General features: G+C 50.9%; 29 protein-coding genes. 14 read left to right on the top strand and 15 right to left on the bottom strand.

The window, feature by feature from the left end:
• The 15 genes from rplF to rplC form a co-directional block, all read right to left on the bottom strand.
• A complete protein-coding gene (gene rplF, locus QJQ48_RS13790) occupies window positions 1-540 on the bottom strand; it encodes a 50S ribosomal protein L6 (protein WP_346291820.1) in 540 nt (179 codons plus the stop codon).
• A gap of 71 nt (window positions 541-611) precedes the next feature.
• Window positions 612-1,013 (bottom strand): 30S ribosomal protein S8, encoded by a 402-nt coding sequence (gene rpsH, locus QJQ48_RS13785; RefSeq protein ID WP_346291819.1) that lies wholly within the window; start codon window positions 1,011-1,013, stop codon window positions 612-614.
• Between the two features lie 27 nt (window positions 1,014-1,040).
• Window positions 1,041-1,586: a 50S ribosomal protein L5 gene (rplE, locus tag QJQ48_RS13780; RefSeq protein ID WP_346291818.1), complete on the bottom strand. Its 546-nt coding sequence runs from the start codon at window positions 1,584-1,586 to the stop codon at window positions 1,041-1,043.
• A 64-nt stretch (window positions 1,587-1,650) separates the two neighbouring features.
• A complete protein-coding gene (gene rplX, locus QJQ48_RS13775) occupies window positions 1,651-1,998 on the bottom strand; it encodes a 50S ribosomal protein L24 (RefSeq protein WP_346291817.1) in 348 nt (115 codons plus the stop codon).
• Window positions 1,999-2,004: 6 nt separating this feature from the next.
• Window positions 2,005-2,370, bottom strand: a complete 366-nt coding sequence (gene rplN, locus QJQ48_RS13770; protein WP_346291816.1) for a 50S ribosomal protein L14 — start codon at window positions 2,368-2,370, stop codon at window positions 2,005-2,007.
• Window positions 2,371-2,402: 32 nt separating this feature from the next.
• Complete coding sequence (rpsQ, locus tag QJQ48_RS13765) at window positions 2,403-2,654, bottom strand: 30S ribosomal protein S17 (RefSeq protein WP_346291815.1); 252 nt, start codon at window positions 2,652-2,654, stop codon at window positions 2,403-2,405.
• Between the two features lie 11 nt (window positions 2,655-2,665).
• Window positions 2,666-2,935, bottom strand: a complete 270-nt coding sequence (gene rpmC, locus QJQ48_RS13760; protein WP_346291814.1) for a 50S ribosomal protein L29 — start codon at window positions 2,933-2,935, stop codon at window positions 2,666-2,668.
• 4 nt (window positions 2,936-2,939) lie between these two features.
• On the bottom strand, window positions 2,940-3,359 hold the full coding sequence (gene rplP / locus QJQ48_RS13755) for a 50S ribosomal protein L16 (protein ID WP_346291813.1): 420 nt from the start codon (window positions 3,357-3,359) through the stop codon (window positions 2,940-2,942).
• Window positions 3,360-3,427: 68 nt separating this feature from the next.
• The gene (gene rpsC / locus QJQ48_RS13750; RefSeq protein ID WP_346291812.1) at window positions 3,428-4,159 is read right to left on the bottom strand and encodes a 30S ribosomal protein S3; all 732 of its coding nucleotides are present in this window, start codon (window positions 4,157-4,159) and stop codon (window positions 3,428-3,430) included.
• A gap of 47 nt (window positions 4,160-4,206) precedes the next feature.
• The gene (gene rplV, locus QJQ48_RS13745; RefSeq protein WP_346291811.1) at window positions 4,207-4,563 is read right to left on the bottom strand and encodes a 50S ribosomal protein L22; all 357 of its coding nucleotides are present in this window, start codon (window positions 4,561-4,563) and stop codon (window positions 4,207-4,209) included.
• Between the two features lie 26 nt (window positions 4,564-4,589).
• Window positions 4,590-4,868, bottom strand: coding sequence for a 30S ribosomal protein S19 (gene rpsS / locus QJQ48_RS13740; RefSeq protein ID WP_346291810.1), 279 nt, complete (start codon window positions 4,866-4,868; stop codon window positions 4,590-4,592).
• A gap of 68 nt (window positions 4,869-4,936) precedes the next feature.
• Complete coding sequence (rplB, locus tag QJQ48_RS13735; protein WP_346291809.1) at window positions 4,937-5,800, bottom strand: 50S ribosomal protein L2; 864 nt, start codon at window positions 5,798-5,800, stop codon at window positions 4,937-4,939.
• A gap of 72 nt (window positions 5,801-5,872) precedes the next feature.
• On the bottom strand, window positions 5,873-6,178 hold the full coding sequence (locus tag QJQ48_RS13730; RefSeq protein WP_346291808.1) for a 50S ribosomal protein L23: 306 nt from the start codon (window positions 6,176-6,178) through the stop codon (window positions 5,873-5,875).
• Window positions 6,171-6,803 (bottom strand): 50S ribosomal protein L4, encoded by a 633-nt coding sequence (rplD, locus tag QJQ48_RS13725; RefSeq protein ID WP_346291807.1) that lies wholly within the window; start codon window positions 6,801-6,803, stop codon window positions 6,171-6,173. Before rplD ends, QJQ48_RS13730 begins: the two co-directional genes overlap by 8 nt.
• Window positions 6,804-6,886: 83 nt before the next feature.
• The gene (gene rplC, locus QJQ48_RS13720) at window positions 6,887-7,522 is read right to left on the bottom strand and encodes a 50S ribosomal protein L3 (protein ID WP_346291806.1); all 636 of its coding nucleotides are present in this window, start codon (window positions 7,520-7,522) and stop codon (window positions 6,887-6,889) included.
• Between the two features lie 496 nt (window positions 7,523-8,018).
• Here rplC and ndhN point away from each other — a divergent pair, with 496 nt between their 5' ends.
• From ndhN to prfA, 14 genes are all read left to right on the top strand, one after another.
• The gene (ndhN, locus tag QJQ48_RS13715) at window positions 8,019-8,486 is read left to right on the top strand and encodes an NAD(P)H-quinone oxidoreductase subunit N (RefSeq protein WP_346291805.1); all 468 of its coding nucleotides are present in this window, start codon (window positions 8,019-8,021) and stop codon (window positions 8,484-8,486) included.
• Between the two features lie 88 nt (window positions 8,487-8,574).
• Window positions 8,575-9,780 (top strand): circadian clock protein LdpA, encoded by a 1,206-nt coding sequence (gene ldpA / locus QJQ48_RS13710; RefSeq protein ID WP_346291804.1) that lies wholly within the window; start codon window positions 8,575-8,577, stop codon window positions 9,778-9,780.
• Between the two features lie 7 nt (window positions 9,781-9,787).
• The gene (locus tag QJQ48_RS13705; RefSeq protein WP_428843051.1) at window positions 9,788-11,644 is read left to right on the top strand and encodes a R3H domain-containing nucleic acid-binding protein; all 1,857 of its coding nucleotides are present in this window, start codon (window positions 9,788-9,790) and stop codon (window positions 11,642-11,644) included.
• A 125-nt stretch (window positions 11,645-11,769) separates the two neighbouring features.
• The gene (gene psb27 / locus QJQ48_RS13700) at window positions 11,770-12,186 is read left to right on the top strand and encodes a photosystem II protein Psb27 (protein WP_346291803.1); all 417 of its coding nucleotides are present in this window, start codon (window positions 11,770-11,772) and stop codon (window positions 12,184-12,186) included.
• Between the two features lie 138 nt (window positions 12,187-12,324).
• Window positions 12,325-12,438 (top strand): 50S ribosomal protein L36, encoded by a 114-nt coding sequence (rpmJ, locus tag QJQ48_RS13695; RefSeq protein ID WP_346291802.1) that lies wholly within the window; start codon window positions 12,325-12,327, stop codon window positions 12,436-12,438.
• Window positions 12,439-12,532: 94 nt separating this feature from the next.
• On the top strand, window positions 12,533-12,907 hold the full coding sequence (gene rpsM / locus QJQ48_RS13690) for a 30S ribosomal protein S13 (protein ID WP_346291801.1): 375 nt from the start codon (window positions 12,533-12,535) through the stop codon (window positions 12,905-12,907).
• A 205-nt stretch (window positions 12,908-13,112) separates the two neighbouring features.
• Window positions 13,113-13,505: a 30S ribosomal protein S11 gene (gene rpsK / locus QJQ48_RS13685; RefSeq protein WP_346291800.1), complete on the top strand. Its 393-nt coding sequence runs from the start codon at window positions 13,113-13,115 to the stop codon at window positions 13,503-13,505.
• A 151-nt stretch (window positions 13,506-13,656) separates the two neighbouring features.
• Window positions 13,657-14,604, top strand: a complete 948-nt coding sequence (locus QJQ48_RS13680) for a DNA-directed RNA polymerase subunit alpha (RefSeq protein ID WP_346291799.1) — start codon at window positions 13,657-13,659, stop codon at window positions 14,602-14,604.
• 104 nt (window positions 14,605-14,708) lie between these two features.
• A complete protein-coding gene (gene rplQ / locus QJQ48_RS13675; RefSeq protein WP_346291798.1) occupies window positions 14,709-15,059 on the top strand; it encodes a 50S ribosomal protein L17 in 351 nt (116 codons plus the stop codon).
• A gap of 19 nt (window positions 15,060-15,078) precedes the next feature.
• Window positions 15,079-15,960, top strand: a complete 882-nt coding sequence (truA, locus tag QJQ48_RS13670; RefSeq protein ID WP_346291797.1) for a tRNA pseudouridine(38-40) synthase TruA — start codon at window positions 15,079-15,081, stop codon at window positions 15,958-15,960.
• A gap of 38 nt (window positions 15,961-15,998) precedes the next feature.
• On the top strand, window positions 15,999-16,454 hold the full coding sequence (gene rplM, locus QJQ48_RS13665) for a 50S ribosomal protein L13 (RefSeq protein WP_346291984.1): 456 nt from the start codon (window positions 15,999-16,001) through the stop codon (window positions 16,452-16,454).
• Window positions 16,454-16,867 carry a 30S ribosomal protein S9 gene (gene rpsI / locus QJQ48_RS13660; RefSeq protein WP_346291796.1) on the top strand — a complete coding sequence of 138 codons (414 nt, stop codon included), beginning with the start codon at window positions 16,454-16,456 and terminating at the stop codon, window positions 16,865-16,867. Before rplM ends, rpsI begins: the two co-directional genes overlap by 1 nt.
• Before the next feature lie 96 nt (window positions 16,868-16,963).
• A complete protein-coding gene (gene rpmE / locus QJQ48_RS13655; protein WP_346291795.1) occupies window positions 16,964-17,209 on the top strand; it encodes a 50S ribosomal protein L31 in 246 nt (81 codons plus the stop codon).
• Window positions 17,210-17,302: 93 nt separating this feature from the next.
• A complete protein-coding gene (gene prfA, locus QJQ48_RS13650) occupies window positions 17,303-18,406 on the top strand; it encodes a peptide chain release factor 1 (RefSeq protein ID WP_346291794.1) in 1,104 nt (367 codons plus the stop codon).
• Window positions 18,407-18,428 lie beyond the last annotated feature (22 nt).

Raw genomic sequence — 18,428 nt, 5'->3', positions numbered from 1 at the left:
TTACTTCTTCCCTGCCTTACCAGCTTTGCGTCTAATTACCTCACCCGCATAGCGAACGCCTTTGCCTTTGTAGGGTTCTGGTGGACGAGCAGCCCGGATTTTGGCAGCCATGTTGCCTACAATTTCTTTGTCAATGCCGCTAACGGTAACATTGGTATTGCCTTCAACTGCAAACTGTATTCCTTCGGGCGGCTCAAATTGCACTGGATGGCTATAGCCAAGGCTTAGGGTCAAGGTTCGTCCTTGTACCTGCGCGCGATAGCCAACTCCCTGAATTTCTAAGCGCTTTTGAAAGCCCTGAGAAACACCTTCCACCATGTTGGCAACCAGGGTACGACAAAGACCGTGCCGCTGGCGGCAAAGTCGCGAGTCATTATTGCGATTCACAACAATCGTGTCGCCTTCTTGCATGACGCTGACCCCTGTTGGCAGCGTTCTATCAAGTTCTCCTTTAGGCCCTTTCACAGCCACATGCTGACCGTCGATAGCAACAGTCACCTTGCTCGGCAAGGAAATAGGGCGCTTACCAATTCGAGACATGGGAACAAATACCTCCTAAACGGCGATCGCCTACGACAGAGTACTGAATATCGAGGAACGACCGTAACAACCTACCAGACATAGCAAAGCACCTCTCCACCAATGCCACGACGACGAGCATCGCGATCGGTCATTATGCCGCTAGACGTTGAAATGATGGCAATGCCGATACCGCCTAAAACCCTAGGAAGATCCTTGCGGTTAGAGTAGACTCGTAAGCCAGGCTTACTGACGCGAGTCAGATTTTTAATAATAGGCTCACGAGTTTTACCCCTGTATTTCAGAGATACAACCAGGAAACGCTTCACGCCTTCTCCGGCCTCGTCAAAGTCGGCAATAAAGCCTTCTTCCTTCAGTACGTGAGCGATACTGCGGGTCATTTTCGTGGATGGAATCTCTACTCGCTGATGCCGCGCTAGGGTAGCGTTTCGAATGCGCGTGAGCATGTCCGCAATGGTGTCGTTAGCCGCCATAATCCTCTTTAAATCTGTAAAGTTTGCCTAGTTCTCTCGAAATGGCATTCCCATTTCTTTCAGCAAGGCTCGTCCCTCTTCATCTGTATTAGCTGTCGTGACGATGGAGATGTCCATGCCCCGCACCTGATCGATGCTGTCATAGTCGATCTCAGGAAAGATGAGCTGCTCACGCAGACCTAGCGTGTAGTTACCGCGACCATCAAAACTTGTAGAGCTAACCCCCCGAAAGTCACGAATCCGGGGCAGGGTTAAATTGATCAGACGATTGAGAAACGCATACATCCGTCCAGAGCGCAGCGTAATCATGACGCCTACAGGCATACCCTGACGCAGCTTGAAGCCTGCGATCGCTTTCTTAGCGCGAGTCACCACGGGACGCTGTCCGGTAATAGTTGCCAGTTCGCTGACAGAAGATTCTAGCGCTTTGGCATTCTGTGAGGCTTCTCCCAGTCCACGATTAATAGTGACCTTCACCAGCTTAGGAACCTGATGAATATTGCTGTATTGGAATTCATCCATCAGCTTAGGAACTATTTTTTCGTGATATAAAGTTTTGAGCTGATCAGTCATCTTTTTTACTTACCTTTCCCTGGGCTTGGTCAGGGATTTGACAGTTACTGAATTGAATCCGGGCCTAGTCGATTACTTCACCCGTTTTCTTCAACATGCGCACCTTACGCCCTTCCTCGTTGAAGGTATAGCAAACGCGGCTGACAACCTTTTCCTTTTCGGAATAGAGCATCACGTTGGAGCTATGAATCGGAAATTCAGACGTTGTGATTTGACCTGATTCTCCTTCCTGGCGGGGTTTGACATGCTTAGTGCGAATATTAACGCCTTCAACAATTACCCGACTTTGCTTGGGAAAAACGGAAACAATTTCCCCAACTTTGCCTTTGTCACGACCGGAAATTACCTGCACGGTATCTCCTTTCTTGACATGCATCTTTTGACGAGTAGACTGGCTCTGCTTGGTTTTCATGATTTACTAAAGCACCTCTGGAGCTAGCGACACAATTTTGGTAAAACTTTTATCGCGCAGCTCTCTAGCAACAGGGCCGAATACTCGCGTACCCCGGGGATTGCCTTCGGGATTGATGATGACCGCAGCATTGTCGTCGAAGCGGATACTCATGCCGCTGCTACGCCGCAAACCTTTGCGAGTGCGCACGACAACAGCCCGTACGATGTCCGACTTTTTAACAGCCATATTGGGAATCGCGTCTTTGACCACAGCGATAATCACGTCCCCGACATTGGCATAACGACGATTGCCGCCCAGAACACGAATGCACATTAGCTTTCGTGCCCCACTGTTATCGGCTACGTTGAGAATAGACTCTTGTTGAATCACGGCTGGCCTCCTTTAAGCTACGCCTCAAATATCTATGCCTCAGAGGCTCGGTCGAGGATGTCTGCAACAATCCATCGCTTGGTTCGACTGAGCGGACGGGTTTCCCGAATGCGAACGCGATCGCCCGAACGACATTCATTGTCCTGATCGTGAACCTTATAGCGTTTGGTGCGCACCATAACTTTCTTATATTTCGGATGAGGTACGCGGTTTTCAACTGCAACCACTACCGTCTTATCCATCTTGTCGCTGACTACAAGGCCAACTCTTTCCTTAACCGCCATCTGCTTGACTCCTATTCCTCTGTTTCGGCAGGCTCAGCAGATTCAGGCAGCTCAGCGGATTCATTTGCTTGAACGCTAGCTGTCAGTTGCCGCTGCCGCTGTACTGTCATCAACTGAGCTAATCGATGATTGGTATGCTTAAAGCGATGAACTTCCGTTTCTAACTGTCGGGTTGCTTTTTGAAAGCGCAGCTGAAACAGTTCTCGTTTTACCGCAACTATTTCGTCGGCTAGCTCCTGATCGCTCAGTTTTCTAGCATCTTCAATCTTTGGAAGTGGCATAAGCTTAAGTCTCCTTGACATCCCGTGTAACAAACTTAGTTTTGAAAGGAAGCTTGAAAGATGCCAAACGCATAGCTTCTCTAGCAGTCTCTTCCGGGACACCAGCAATTTCAAAAATGATGCGACCGGGCTTAACCACGGCTACCCAAAACTCTGGGTTTCCCTTACCAGAACCCATACGAGTTTCGGCAGGTCGCATCGTTACAGGCTTGTCTGGGAATACGCGAATCCAGATCTTACCGCCCCGGCGGATATAGCGAGTCATCGCCCGCCGTCCAGCCTCAATTTGACGCGAGGTTAGCCAGGAAGGCTCGATTGCCTGCAGGGCAAAATCACCAAAATTCAGTTCGTTGCCACGCTGAGCCATACCTCGCATACGACCACGATGCTGCTTACGAAACTTTGTTCTCCTTGGACTTAGCATGGGTTACCACTACCGTAGATTGCAATGCTGAAACGCTAGAAAGACTAGCTATAAAACTAATTAGATGCTTAATTGTCGCTAGAGCGATCTTCAAACTGCTGACGCCGCCGCTGCTGACGTCGTCGAGGTTGATTGTTGTTATTGACAGGCTGCTCTTCTTGCCCTGGAATGACTTCGCCCTTAAAGATCCAGACCTTGATGCCAAGAACACCGTAAATTGTTTGAGCCGTACGGTACGAGTAGTCAACGTTGGCTCGAAGCGTATGGAGAGGAACCCGACCTTCACGAGTCCATTCAGTCCTGGCAATCTCAGCTCCATTGAGCCGACCACTGACCTGAATTTTGATGCCTTCAACGCCTGCCCGCTGTGCCCGCTGAATAGCCTGACGGACTACGCGGCGAAAAGAAACTCGGCGCTCTAGCTGCTGCACAATGTATTCGGCCACTAAAGCCGCATCTGCATCGACGCGCGCTACCTCAACTACGTTGATGCGAATTTGTCGATTGTTATCTTGCAGAATCTGCTGCAGTCCTGTTCTCAGGGATTCAATGCCGGTACCGCCCCGGCCAACTACGACTCCGGGCCGCGCAGTCTTGATCTCTAAGTCAATTTGATCGGCTTTTCGCTCAATGCGAACTTCAGAGATACCTGCATTACTGAGATTTTTCTCAATATGCTGGCGAATTTTATGATCTTCTTGCAGCAAATCAGGATAGCGAGTGCTGTCAGCGTACCAGCGCGAGCGATGGTCTTGAATGACTCCCAAACGGAATCCAGTTGGGTGGATTTTTTGTCCCACAGGTGTGTCCTCTAATCAGATGAAGGCAGAAACGTAAGGCTTAGGCTTTATTCGGCTGCAGGGGCTACAGCAATCGTGATGTGACAGGTTGGCTTACGAATTTGGTAAGCTCGGCCCTGAGCGCGGGGACGAAATCGCCGCAAGGTGGGACCTTGGTCCGCGTAAGCTTCACTTACAATTAGGCCCGCTGGATTTAATCCTTCGTTGTGCTCAGCGTTGGCAACCGCAGAACGCAAGACTTTAAGAATTGGTTGGCAAGACCGATAAGGCATGAACTCTAGAAGAATCAGAGCCTCTCGGTAAGAAAGCCCCCGAATCTGATCGAGAACTCGTCGCACTTTGTGTGGCGACATCCGGACATATCGGGCAACGGCCTTCACCTGTGCAGACGTATCAACAGCCATCTCTATCTACTCCACTCAATGCTTTTCTATCGACGGGCTTTTTTATCGCTCTTGGCGTGACCCCGGAAGGTACGGGTAGGGGCAAACTCCCCTAACTTGTGCCCAACCATTTGCTCACTCACGTAGACAGGAACGTGTTGCCGACCGTTGTGAACCGCGATCGTATGTCCAATCATCTGAGGCAAGATGGTAGAAGCCCGAGACCAGGTTTTAATAACCTGCTTTTCTCCTTTGGCATTCAGCGTTTCAATCTTTTTCAAAAGATGGTCAGCCACAAAGGGGCCTTTTTTCAACGAGCGAGACATAGGATTACCAACTCAACAGGATTGCGTTTCTGACAGGCTGCCGTGCAGCTAATCGACCAGACAAATCTTTAAGCGCTACGCCCACCCCGGCCTCGCTTAGAAGCACGGCGACGGCGACGGACGATCAGTGCATTACTAGCTTTCTTCTTTTTGCGAGTTTTCAGGCCGAGAGCTGGCTTACCCCAAGGCGTAACAGGGCCGCTACGACCAATGGGTGCTCTACCTTCACCGCCACCATGAGGGTGATCGACCGGGTTCATAACGCTACCGCGAACCTCAGGTCTGCGACCGCTCCAGCGCTTACGCCCTGCTTTGCCGAGCGTGACGTTGCGTACATCAGCGTTGCCCACCTGACCGATTGTGGCGTAGCACTCACAGCGAATCATCCGGACTTCACTAGAAGGCAGCTTCAGCGTGACGTAGTTGCCATCCTTGGCAACGAGCTGGGCAGAAGTGCCTGCTGCTCTGACAATTTGGCCCCCACGACCAGGGATTAGCTCAACATTATGAACCTGAGTACCCAAAGGAATATTAGATAAAGGCAGCGCATTGCCGATTTCTAAATCCGCACCGGGACCTGAAACAACAGTTGAACCCACGGCCAAATTAGCGGGATGCAGAATGTATCTCTTTTCGCCATCCTCATAGTGCAGCAGAGCAATTCGAGCATTGCGATTGGGATCGTATTCAATTGCCGCAACCTTGGCCGGAACGTTGTGCTTGTTGCGCTGAAAATCGATGACTCGATAAAGCCGCTTGTGCCCACCGCCGCGATGACGACAGGTGATGACGCCGCGATTATTTCGGCCCTTGGCTCGGTGAACCGAGCGAGTCAGAGACTTTTCAGGTTCACTTCGAGTAATCTCGGTGAAATCTGAAACAGTCCGCTCTCGCGTTCCAGGGGTGTATGGCCGATATGAACGGATTCCCATGACTCAAATCCTCGTTTGCACTACCTAACTTCAGCTCTAAAAAATCGTGACAATATCTGCAATGGAACGCGGCTACACTTCAGGAAACAGCGTAATAGTGTCCCCGATCGCCAAGGTGACTACAGCCCGCTTGTAGGTTGGCTTATACCCTAAGAAACGACCGAAACGGCGCTGCTTGCGAGGCGGATTCACCGTGCTGACGCCAGTTACCTTAACGTCAAATAGCTGCTCGATCGCTGCTTTAATTTCTGGCTTAGTGGCTTTGGGGGCAACTTCAAACGTGTACTGATTGTTTTCTAACAGTAAGGTTGCCTTTTCAGTCACGATTGGGCGGCGAATGATGTCTGCCAAAATGCCAGGATCAAAAGACTTAGTCATTGTAAACCTCCTGGATCTTTTCAAGGGCTGACGCTGTCACAATGAGGCTGTCTGCTAGCAGCAGGTCGTACACATTGAGGTTGGTAGCCGAAATGAGCTTTAGGTTAGCGACATTGCGTACAGACAGATAAAGGTTTTCTGGTAGGTCTGAAGCAATGAGCAAAATTTTGCTGTCGGGATCGACATTCCACCGGGCGATCGCCTGCATTACCTCTTTAGTTTTGGGGCGAGAGAGCTGCTGGGCAAAATCTTCCACCACGACCATGTCTTCAGCCCGACTCTGGAAAGCCGTTCTTAGGGCCAGACGCCGTTCCTTGCGGTTCATTTTGATCTCGTAGCTGCGCGGCTTGGGGCCAAAGATGACGCCGCCGCCCCGCCACAGTGGAGAGCGATTAGAACCTGCACGGGCGCGCCCTGTTCCTTTCTGTCGCCAAGGCTTACGTCCACCCCCGCGCACTTCAGCCCGGGTTTTAGTCGAAGCCGTCCCCTGACGCCCATTGTTCATCTGCCGCACAAGCGCTCGATGCACAATGTGGGAAGCATTTTCTTCCTTGGCAACCTTAAGTTCAAAGGCTGCTGTTCCAGCTTCCTGACCTTGCCAGTCACGGATTACACAATCAACCATAATGCTTTAAACTCTCTGCCCCTCAAGTGACACTGACGCTGCTGATTAGACTTAAAATCAGCAAAAATTTTGTTGGCCTGCTTCTACCCAACGAGGTTAGCCGGAGCAACGCTGAGCAAAGCACCCGGCTTTCCAGGCACGGCTCCCTTGATCAAAATCAGGTTACGCTCAGCATCCACCTGCACAACCTTCAGCTTACGGACAGTTACCTTTTTGTCTCCAAGCTGGCCTGCCATACGCTTACCCGGATAAATTCGCCCCGGTGTTGTTCCAGCGCCGGTTGAACCCGGTGCTCTGTGATTTTTAGAACCGTGAGACATGGGGCCGCGCTTAAAGTTATGGCGCTTTTGATAACCGGCAAAGCCGCGACCAATACTGGTGCCTGCTACGTCTACTAATTGACCTGGCTCAAACAGATCAGCGGTGAGCTGCTGGCCTAGCTGAAACTCATTTTCCGTCCCCGTCATCGGATATTCCTTAAGATGCCGTAGGGGAGGAGCATCAGACTTGCTGAGGTGCCCTAACTCTGGCTTATTGAGCGCCTTAACAGCCACTTCGCCATAGCCAATCTGCACCGCAGAATAACCATCAGTTTGCTTAGTTTTGACCTGAGTGACGACGCAGGGACCGGCTTGAATCACCGTGATGGGGATTGCATTCCCTGCTTCATCAAAGATCTGGGTCATGCCAAGCTTTGTTCCAAGAATACCGACAGACACGATGAGATCTCTCCGTTTTTACACAGTGCAAGGCAGCAGCCTATCAGATAGTCCGCACACCAAAACAGGACGCTTCGAAAACTATTAAAAATCTGCGTTGGCTGCTCAGCAGCAGATTACAGATTTGCTAGTCGTCGCGATCGCTTAAACCTGACCAACCTAGCCTGTCTGCCCAAAAACAAAGATGAGGCTCAAACAACAGCAGATACACGGTCAAAAATGGTAAGCAGTCACCTGGACTTGAACAGATATACCGCTCAGTATCCGTTTTTGGCGACAATTAAATAGCTTACTGATTCGGCAGCGCTTTGTCTAGGGGGGGTAGCTTTTTTCTTTTTTCTTTTAGCGGTTTTTGCCGCCTAAAAGCGTCAGAACTGAAATAACGCTTGCTGGTCTGCACTGGGTCGAAGCTCACCTACGGACTGACGCGAATCTAGGTGATATATATTTAAGATGACTGTACAGTTATTGCACTTTAAGCAGCTACTCGCTATCTATGTCACTCCTGATTACGGGCAAAAAATTCATTCAAGGGTTGGAGCAATCTGGGGCCTTGGCGGTTAAGGTGCCGCTAGAGGGAGGGTTTGAAGGACGCTATCGGCGGCGGCTTAGGGCTGCAGGCTATGAAACCTTCAGCATTACCGCTCGCGGACTGGGGGATCTTTCTGCTTATCTGATGGGGGTGCACGGCGTTCGACCGCCCCATCTGGGCAAGAAGACGACGGGGCAGTCTGCTGCCGTAGGCTATACCTACTATGTGCCGCCTATTTTGAGCTATCGTCTTGAGTCTTTACCGGCCCAGTCGAAAGGGCTGCTGGTTTGGATTTTAGAAGGCAATATTCTTTCCCATCAGGAAGTGCAGTATTTGACGAATCTGCCCAAAATTGCCCCGCAGGTAAAAGTGGTAGTTGAAATGGGAGGCGATCGCGTTTTTAGCTGGATGCCTTTAGCGCAGGCTCTCTAAGCCACCTGACATATTGTTAGCCTACGAGCTGCTGCGGAACGGCTATAGCGATCGCCTCATTTTTGCAATAACCCATTAGCATAGAAGGGTGAGCAAACTGTATTCTCCTCTGACTGCCCTCAAGGAAGGTCACTGGTTTAAGCTTATTTGCGGCGCCAGCTATCAGCACCTTCCTGCTGTAAGAAATTTAGCGCTGGCCTATGCGCTAGCAGGAGCTGACTGTATTGATGTTGCGTCAGATCCGGCTGTGGTGGCAGCGGTTAAGGCGGCTCTCGATGTCGCCGAAAATTTAGCAACTACTCAGGCATACTCTCCCGCTGCGGCTGAATTTGTTCGCCCCTGGCTCATGGTCAGCCTCAACGATGGGGAAGATCCGCATTTTAGGAAGGCCGCTTTTGAGTTCAGCGACTGTCCTCCGGGCTGTCATCGTCCCTGCGAGTCCGTTTGTCCGGCTGAGGCTATCACCTTTCCCAAGCAGAACAGCAGCAGCTTTGCCGGCGTTATTAGCGAACTTTGTTACGGGTGTGGGCGCTGTCTGCCGGTTTGCCCCAGTCAGCACATTACCACTCAAACCTACGTTTCTACTCCTGCAGCCATAACCGCTTCAGTTCTGATGGGAGTCGATGCGATTGAAATCCATACGCAGGTTGGCCGGGAAGCAGACTTTGAGCGCCTGTGGCGGGTTATTCGTCCTCACCGCTCGCAGCTAAAGGTTTTGGCGGTGAGCTGCCCTGACGCACCGGGCTTAGGACGCTATTTGCAGCATCTGTGGGAAATGATGCAGCCGCTAGACAGGCCGCTAGTTTGGCAAGCTGACGGTAGACCGATGAGCGGTGATATTGGTAAGGGCACAACGCACGCGGCGATCAGGCTAGGACAGAAGCTTTTAGCCACTGATTTGCCGGGGTACGTTCAGCTAGCAGGAGGGACTAATCAGCACACGGTGGATAAGCTGCGATCGCTGGATTTGCTGCCCCACCCACAGCGCCTGACAAAGTTGCCTACCGTAGCTGGCGTTGCCTACGGCAGCTACGCGCGATCGCTATTAGCGCCAATTATCAATCAGCTTGAACCGCCTCTTCCCTCAGCTGTCTCAGCTCAGACATATCAAAAGCAACAGCAGCAGCTAGAAGATTCCCCCAGGTTACTCAAGCAAGCAATCGACTTAGCCACAGGCTTAGTCGGACAGCTCAAGCAGGCAGCGCCGGTCATCTTATCGATCGCAACAGCTTGGATTTTACCCAGTTCGTTTTTCTGGATTGCTCTAACTTTTAGTACTTATTTCATCACCTGATAGGCTTATGGTCAGTCCGAACAGCAACACTGCTTCCGACATGAATGCCAATATCTCAGCGAATTCGGATCAGACCGCCGTTATCTCTCAAGCGGCTGTTACAGATGATTTGGATCGGCTCATTGAGGTACTTCCCGTCAGCATTCGAGAGGCTGTAGAGCATCATCCCCAGCGCAACCAGTTAATTGAGATTGTGATGGATTTAGGGCGGTGGCCTGAAGCGCGTTTTCCAGAAGGGGCCGAATATTTATCGGAGGAAGTTGTCTCTAAAGCTGACCTCAACCAGTGCATCGACCATATCAGCCATTTCAGCGGCGATAATCGAGCTGGCATTGAGCAAACTTTGCACCGCATCAGCGCTATGCGCAACCGTTCTGGGGAAGTGATTGGTCTTACCTGCCGGGTGGGCCGCGCCATCTTTGGCACTATTGGCCTGATTCGAGATTTAGTGGAAACCGGCAAATCTATTCTGATGCTGGGGCGTCCGGGGGTAGGAAAAACGACGGCGCTAAGAGAAATTGCTCGCGTCCTAGCCGATGACTTGCTCAAGCGAGTAGTCATTATCGATACGTCTAACGAAATTGCGGGCGATGGCGATATTCCTCATCCGGCCATCGGTCGGGCGCGGCGGATGCAGGTGGCTCAACCGGAGCTGCAGCATCGAGTCATGATCGAAGCGGTGGAAAATCACATGCCGGAAGTAATTGTGATTGATGAAATTGGCACAGAGCTAGAGGCTTTGGCTGCTAGAACTATTGCTGAGAGAGGCGTGCAGCTTGTGGGTACCGCCCACGGTAATCGAATCGAAAATCTGATCAAGAATCCTACCCTATCTGACCTAGTCGGCGGCATTCAGTCAGTGACGCTAGGAGATGATGAAGCGCGGCGGCGGGGCAGTCAAAAAAGCGTCCTAGAGCGCAAAGCACCGCCCACGTTTGAAATCGCGGTTGAAATGATGGAGCGTCAGCGCTGGATCATCCACGAAGACGTAGCGAACACGGTAGATATCCTGCTGCGAGGCAGACAGCCTAATACCCAAGTCCGTACGATTGGCGAAAACGGCAAGGTCAAAATCACGCACGAGCTGCCTAGCGGCTTTAACGAAGCAGCCAGTCCGTCGCGATCGCGCAGCGGCAATCGCGGATGGCGCGCCTCCGGGCGGATGACCCCGGTAGCTACTAGCCCTACCTTGTCCAGCAGGGCCTATCCGATTGCAAAAGAAAGTCAGCCGGTGACAGCAGAACAGCAGTACTTTGAGCAGTCGATCCGCAGCTCTATTCCAGAAGACGGCTTTGCTCAGATGCAAGATGTTCTGACTACTGAGGAAACAGCGCCTAGATTTGGCCTGGAAGGAGAGGACATTGTTCAGGTTTATCCCTACGGCATTAGCCGTCATCAGTTAGACCAGGTTATTAGCACGCTGCATCTGCCAGTAGCTTTGACCAAAGACTTAGACAGCTCAGATGCCGTCTTAGCGCTGCGCTCTCATGTTAAAAACCACTCCAAGCTGCGTCATATTGCTAAGTCCAGGCAAATTCCTATTCAGACCGTCAAGTCAAACAGCGTGCCTCAAATTATCCGAGCTTTGCAGCGTCTCCTAGATATTGAAGAACCCAATGGGCTTTCCACCGCTACGAATCTGCAACTGTTTTCACGCAACGGTTCCGATGACGAATTAGAGGCTCTTGAAGAAGCTCGATTGGCAGTCGAGCAAATTGTGATTCCCAAAGGGCAGCCTGTAGAACTGCTGCCGCGCTCGGCTAAGGTACGTAAGATGCAGCATGAGCTGGCCGAGCATTACCGCTTAAAGTCTTCTAGCTTTGGTGACGAGCCCAATCGCCGACTTCGCATTTATCCTGCTTAAGACTTATGCGCCAAATGCACCTTTTCCCTATGATGAGCTGCAGGATTAAGATCAGCAAAGTATCTCATTCCCAAGATAGTCTTTGAACTAAGCTATAGCCTATCCTTTATCCCATTGAGGTTTTTATGAGAAAGATTTTTTCATGCCTATTTGCCCTCGTTTTAGCCTTTTCAATTGGCTTGACGGGGTGTAGCGCTGCCGATACAACTGCTAGCTCAAGTGACGGCCTGACTGGCAACTACCAGCAGGACACGCTAGCGCTCATCAGCAGTCTTAGAGAAGCGATTAGCGCCCCGGCTGATGCTCCCGATAAGATGGCAACTGAAGCAGAAGCCAAGAAAATGATTAATACCTTTGCTTCACGCTATCGCCGCGACAACTCAGTTGCAGCTCTCAGCTCTTTTACAACCGTTCGCACCGCGCTTAACGCTTTGGCCGGTCACTACAGCTCCTACCCCAATCGGCCCATCCCCGAAAAGCTAAAAAACCGATTAGAGCAAGAATTTAAGCAGGCAGAAGCAGCTCTCAGACGAGAATCTTAGCCGCTTTAATAGCCTTCCAAGCTCGCTGTATGAATGCAGCGAGCTTTTTAATAAATTTATGGCTGTAATCTAATTTGACGAATTGGCAATCAATTTAGTAGGATAGTCATTCTGTAGTAAAGTGCGAAAATTCTGGACATGAAAGTCCGTCCGTCTGTTCGAAGAATGTGCGAAAAATGCCGCGTCATTCGTCGTCGTGGTCGCGTTATGGTTATTTGTTCTAACCCGAAGCACAAGCAGCGTCAGGGTTAGTAACTTTTTCTTTTTGGTTTTCAAGTCTAGAAAATTTGCTTTGAGGTCATAGCACCTCGTTAAGGTAACGGTTCAATTTTTGGGAGATTAACCTGTGGCACGGATAGCTGGCGTTGACCTTCCACGGGATAAACGCATCGAGATTGGGTTGACATACATTTACGGAATTGGCCTGAGTCGTTCTCAGGAAGTCTTGGCCAAGACTGGGGTTAATCCTGATATCAGAGTCAAAGAGCTGAGCGACGAAGACGTTGCGAAACTGAGAGAAACAGTTGAGAACGACTATCAGATAGAGGGAGATCTCAGACGCTGGGAAAATATGAACATCAAGCGTCTGATGGATATTGGCGCTTATCGAGGTCGTCGTCATCGGGCTGGGCTACCTGTTCGGGGACAGCGGACTCGCACCAATGCCCGCACACGCCGAGGTGCTCGCCGCACGGTTGCGGGTAAGAAGAAAGCGAAGTAGGGCTGGTTAATCTCTCTCTTTTGCTGACCGAAAAGCGCTGCTGTATAAGTCAGCAATTTTTTTTGGAGACTGCTGGCAAATCAGCTTGTCTGGCCTCAATGGCTCACTGAGATTTCTAAATTTGGCAACTACTTGCGTTCAGCTCTACTAAATGGGTCGCTCAGCACCCAGTCATTCTCATCGATTCACTTAGGTTTTAACTGTTATGGCGAAACCCACTAAAAAGTCAGGCGCTCGGAAGCAAAGAAAGAATATTCCCAGCGGCGTAGCTCATATTCAATCCACGTTTAACAACACAATTGTAACTATCACCGACACTAACGGTGAAACTGTATCCTGGGCCTCAGCTGGTTCTAGCGGCTTCAAAGGAGCTAAGAAAGGCACTCCCTTTGCCGCTCAGACCGCAGCGGATGGTGCTGCCCGCCGAGCTATGGATCAGGGAATGCGGCAAATCGAGGTGATGGTGAGTGGTCCTGGGGCTGGTCGAGAAACCGCTATCCGAGCTTTGCAAGGAGCCGGTTTGGAAATTACTTTGATCCGCGATGTGACGCCGATTCCCCACAATGGTTGTCGTCCCCCCAAGCGCCGTCGGGTTTAGAAAAAGGCTTTTGCCGATAGCGGGCAGGAACAGGGGGTAGAAGCTTGGGCGGCCATTTAGCAGCCTGAAGGTTCTAGATTTTAAATTAAAAGCCTAGTCAAATTTCTAACAGGTTACGTGTTAGAGCTGCAAGGAAAAGGGAGGTTGCGCCATGGCACAGTTTCAGGTTGAGTGCGTAGAGTCAATTATTGAAGACGATAACGGTCAGTATAGCCAGTTCGTTATTGAGCCTTTAGAAAGGAGTCAAGGTACCACGGTTGGCAATGCACTCCGCCGAGTTTTGCTGTCTAATTTAGAAGGGGCGGCTATTACTGCGGTGCGAATTGCTGGGGCAACCCATGAATTCTCAACGATTCCGGGCGTTCGAGAGGATGTCTTAGACATTCTGTTGAATATGAAAGAGGTCGTTTTAAGCAGCTATTCAAATCAGCCTTTGATTGGCCGTGCTATCGTGCATGGGCCAGCGGCGGTCACTTCAGATGACTTTGATTTACCAGCCGATGCCGAGCTGATCAATCCCGATCACTACATTGCAACCGTTGCCGAAGGCCACACTTTGGAGATGGAATTCAAGGTGGAGAAGGGGCGCGGCTACCGGGCGATTGATCGCTCTCGTGACGATGCAGCGGCGCTAGACTTCATGCAGATAGATGCGATTTTCATGCCCGTCCGCAAGGTCAACTACACGGTTGAAGATGCAATGGTGGCAGGTTCGCTGGAAAAAGACCGTTTGGTCATGGATATTTGGACTAACGGTAGTCTGACACCTCAGGAAGCCATGAGTCAGGCCGCAGCAATTCTAGTGGATTTGTTTAATCCTCTGAAGGATGTGACGCTAGAGCCTTCCCAAGAGGAAGAAAAAGAGAGCGAAGATCCGACTAACCAAATCCCGATTGAAGAGCTGCAGCTTTCAGTGCGGGCCTATAACTGCCTGAAGCGAGCCCAGATTAACTCTGTTTCAGACTTGCTGGACTACAGCCAGGAAGATTTGTTAGAGATCAAAAACTTCGGCCAAAAGTCTGCCGAGGAAGTTATTGAAGCTCTACAGGTTCGATTGGGTATTACGCTACCCCTAGAAAAACCTGCTAAATCTTCTTGATTTTCAAGCTTTTGCCCCTTCGTGCAGTTTGAGCTGAAGGGGCTTTTCCCGAAGCCGATAGTAGCGCTTCTTTTTTAGTGTTGATTTTCCTAAAGTGAGCCATTATGCGTCATCGTCGTCGTATTCCCAAGCTTGGCAAGCCTGCCGACCAGCGTAAAGCCCTCCTGCGATCGCTGACCACCGAACTAATTCGGCATGGTCGGATTAAGACCACAAAAACTCGGGCGAAGGCCGTTCGCTCTGAAGCTGAGCGGATGATTACCTTAGCTAAAGAGGGATCTTTGGCAGCCCGCCGTCAGGCAATGGGCTATCTCTATGACAAGCAGCTCGTTCACGCCCTGTTTGATCAGGTGCCAGAGCGCTACAGCGATCGCCAAGGCGGCTATACCCGCATCGCCCGCACGGTTCGCCGTCGGGGAGATAACGCTGAAATGGCCGTCATTGAGCTTACCTAGGGAAGTTAAAGCACTCAGGATGTCGGCAACCCCAGACAGCATTGGTCAGCAAATTCAATCCGAGCGCAGTGGTCGCTGGGATCAGACACAGCGCATTGCTCTGGTGATTCAGTATGTAGGCACCCATTTTCATGGCTGGCAGCGGCAGCTCAACCAGCGAACTGTTCAGGGAGACATTGAGCAGGTTTTACGAGAGGTGCTGGGCTACCAGGTGACTTTACACGGCGCGGGACGTACCGATGCAGGCGTTCACGCAGCAGCTCAGGTTGCTCACTTCGACGCCCCCCAGGTTATTCCGGCAGCTCGCTGGGCGGCCATCCTAAATCATCGCCTACCGGCAGATATTACTGTGCGTGCCTCGGCTCAGGTTGACGGTGACTGGCACGCCCAGTTTTCGGCCCAGTGGCGACGCTACCGATATACGCTTTATACTGATTCTCGCCCTAACCTGTTTATCAGTCCCTATGCTTGGCACTACTATTACCAGCCTTTGGACGCAGCTTTAATTCAGTCGGCCCTGTCACCCCTAGTGGGCAAGCACGATCTGACAGCTTTTCATCGGGCAGGGTCAGGTCGCGCCCATTCTTGGGTAGAAATTCAGGCAGCAGAATGCTATCGGCGTAATAGCTTTCTGTACGTCGAACTGCAGGCCAGCGGATTTCTCTATGGCATGGTGCGGCTCATTGTAGGGCTGATTGTGCAGGTAGGGCAAGGCCAGCGATCGCCTGAAAGCTTTACTCAGCTATGGATGACGAAGCGGCGTGACTTAGTCAAGTATTCTGCCCCAGCTCAGGGACTTTGCCTACTGAGGGTAGGTTATCCTAAGTTTCCCTTTGCGCCTGAAGTTTGGTTTGATACCCAGCCCCTGCTGTCTTTAACCTCTGTACCCACAGCAGTCTAGCTTTACTACCTCGTCTGATTATAAACACCATACTCATGTTGACTAAAACCTACGTTCCATCACAAGAATCTATTGAGCGCAAGTGGTACGTTGTCGATGCTACCGATCAACGTCTTGGCCGCCTAGCGACTGAAATTGCTTCTGTTCTAAGGGGCAAGAACAAGCCGACCTTTGCCCCCCATATGGACACCGGCGACTTCGTCGTTGTGATCAATGCCGAAAAAATTGCCGTTACTGGCAGAAAGCGAGAGCAAAAGCTCTATCGCCGTCACTCTGGTCGCCCCGGCGGGATGAAAACTGAAACCTTTGCTCAGCTCCAAAACAGAATTCCTGAGCGCATCGTGGAAAAGGCCGTTAAGGGAATGCTGCCTAAAAACAGCTTAGGCCGCAAGCTATTTACTAAGCTCAAGGTCTACACGGGGCCTGACCATCCCCATCAGGCCCAGAAGCCTGAAACTTTGATCATCAACACCATTCCTGGAGGAGACAAATAATGCAGGCTACTGATCAGTCAGAAAGAGCTGTTTACTGGGGTACTGGGCGTCGAAAATCAGCCATTGCCAGAGTTCGCCTAGTTCCCGGCAGCGGGCAAATGACTATTAACGGCAAGCCGGGAGAACTGCATCTGCAAGGTAATCCAGCTTACTTAACCGCAGCTAAGGCTCCTTTGGAAACCCTTGGCCTAGAAAATGACTACGACATTTTAGTCAACGTGCGGGGAGGGGGACTGACCGGACATGCCGATGCCATTCGCCTAGGCGTTGCGAGGGCGCTGTGCGAACTGGATCCGGAAAACCGTAAGCCGCTTAAAATTGAAGGCTATCTCACGCGAGATCCTCGCTCCAAAGAGCGGAAGAAGTATGGATTGCGCAAGGCGAGAAAAGCGCCTCAGTACTCTAAGCGCTAACGGGCTTAGCTCAGGAACTGCGATAACCTCGCTACACTGTAGAGAGACATACTTAACAAATTAGTTATTGCTACTTGAATTTGACGACGTTGAAAAATGCCTAAATCTGACATTCATCCTACCTGGTACCCCGATGCCAAAGTTTACTGTAATGGCAAGCTAGTCATGACAGTAGGTTCGACCAAACCTGAGCTCAGCGTAGACGTTTGGTCAGGCAATCATCCTTTCTACACGGGCACTCAGAAGATTATTGATACTGAGGGTCGAGTTGAGCGCTTCTTGCGGAAGTACGGCATGATGGATAGCAATCAAGAGCAGAAGGACGACGCTGCCGAGCAATAGCCTCAGCGATCGCCGCTTTGCTTTCCGAGTGATTGATCAATCACTCGGAGATTTTTCATATGTTATGTCTGTTATCTAACTGTGTCCGGTGTCATGGCTGAATCTTACCTAATCGATAAGCTTAATTCGGTTGAGCAAACCTTTACAGAACTGACGCGACGTTTAGCAGATCCCGATGTCGCTACAGATCCTGATGAGTTTCAGCGTATCGCCAAAGCCCGGGCTTCTCTGGAAGAAACAGTCACGACTTACCATACCTGGAAGGAAACGCAGGAAGAACTAGAGGGGGCGCGCGAAGTTTATAAAGAAGCCGCTAGCGATCCTGAACTGAAGGAAATGGCGTCTCTAGAGGTAGAAACGCTAGATCAGCGGCGTGAAAGCTTAGAAAATCGGCTGAAAGTCCTGCTGCTGCCGCAAGATCCCAATGATGATAAGAACATCATGCTGGAAATCCGGGCTGGTGCCGGAGGAGACGAGGCCAGCATTTGGGCCGGGGATTTAGTGAGAATGTATTCTCGCTATGCGGAAGGTCAGGGCTGGCGGGTCAAAATGCTGAGCGAGTCTTTGGCTGATATGGGTGGCTTCAAGGAAGCCATTCTGGAAATTCAAGGAGAGCAGGTCTATAGCAAGCTGAAGTTTGAAGCGGGCGTTCACCGCGTACAGCGCGTGCCCGTAACCGAAGCGGGGGGGCGAGTTCATACCTCAACAGCAACGGTGGCCATCATGCCCGAAGTGGATGATGTGGAAGTTGAAATTGATCCGGGTGAGATTGAAATGTCAACAGCCCGTTCTGGCGGCGCTGGCGGACAGAACGTCAACAAAGTTGAAACCGCCGTTGATCTATTTCACAAGCCGACGGGCATCCGGATTTTCTGTACGGAAGAGCGATCGCAGCTACAGAACCGTGAGCGGGCTATGCAGATTTTGCGGGCCAAGCTCTACGAGATGAAGATGCGAGAGCAGCAGGCTGAAGTGACTTCGATGCGGCGATCGCAGGTAGGCACAGGTGCTCGCTCTGAAAAAATTCGCACCTATAACTACAAAGACAATCGCATTACCGATCATCGCCTGAATCAGAACTTCTCTCTCTCTCCGGTCTTAGAAGGTGATATCGAAACCATGATTCAGTCTTGCATTTCTCAAGACCAGCAGGAACGGTTAGAAGAACTGGCAGCCTCCAACTCAGCTACTGTCTAGCGGTTAACGAATATTTTCTGAG

Origin of the sequence: Sphaerothrix gracilis Ecp01 (assembly GCF_030405905.1) — a bacterium.
GTDB lineage: Bacteria > Cyanobacteriota > Cyanobacteriia > Phormidesmidales > Phormidesmidaceae > Sphaerothrix > Sphaerothrix gracilis.
This window is presented reverse-complemented; position numbering and strand designations above follow the sequence as displayed.